The sequence below is a fragment of the Oleiphilus sp. HI0043 genome (assembly GCF_001634935.1).
On sequence record NZ_LWEY01001348.1, the window covers coordinates 1 to 937 of the forward strand.

Annotated in this window: 1 protein-coding gene and 1 pseudogene; both read left to right on the forward strand. The window is 46.2% G+C overall.

Annotated features, from left to right (window positions below; translation table 11 throughout):
- A partial coding sequence (locus A3729_RS18195) for a TetR-like C-terminal domain-containing protein (RefSeq protein WP_197475905.1) occupies nt 1-395 on the forward strand: 395 nt, incomplete at its 5' end.
- A 46-nt stretch (nt 396-441) separates the two neighbouring features.
- A pseudogene (locus A3729_RS18200) lies at nt 442-937 on the forward strand (patatin-like phospholipase family protein); the annotation flags it as partial.

The following is a 937-nucleotide window of genomic DNA, read 5'->3' on the forward strand; positions in this document are numbered from 1 at the left end:
CCGAACAGCTTTCCTCTGCAATTTCAAGAACCGACTTAAGTATGCAGGAGCGTCTGGAGCTAACGATTCAGTGCTATTTATCTTTTGCGATGGAGAACGACACCCAATATGAGTTAATGTTCGGTAGAGAGCTATGGCGCGATAACCCTTCGCCCCGTTTGCAGCGAACAGCCAAGGATTGCTTTCGTGCCTATGCGCAGCTGCCCGAGCAGTTTCATCAACAAGGTTTGTTAAAAGCAGATGATGACCCACTTCGACTAGCACAGGTGATGTGGTCTACTTTACATGGCTTGATTAAAATATCTCATGATGGCATTGTGGTTCGTAAGGAAGATTTAGCTGACATATCACGCTATGCTCTCGCTCATCTCATTCCCGTAACTACAAGCTCGTAAACCAGAAGAATAAAGGTTTAAAAAGGATAAAACAATCAGCCAGCCTTTGCGTGTTTATGCAGGTGAACAGGCTTTACAACATGTGCGTGCTCAGGGCTTAAGTCCGTTCGATATCAAAGTGTTATTAGGTGCTTCAAGTGGGCCGAAATGGTTGGTATTACATGGTATCGATTGTTTCTTGCAGCAATTTTTTAAGGCCAGCGAGTCGGACTTGGAGCTACTAGGTACGTCTGCAGGTGCCTGGCGCATGGCAACTTACGCTCACCAAAATCCTGAAACAGCATATCGAAATTTAAGCGAAGCCTATATTGAGCAAACGTATTCGGCGAAACCCAGCGGCAAAGAAATTCAGGAAGGTTGTAGAAAGGTAATTCACCAGCTGTTGGGAGAACAAGGTGCAGAGGCGGTGCTTGCGACGAAGGGGCGGCACCTTAATGTGATTGCGACGCAATGTCATGGCTTGACCGCTAGCAAAAATAAACACCTCAAATCACTCGGCTATGGCTTAGCTGCGATAAACAATCGCTGCTCACGAAAAACAC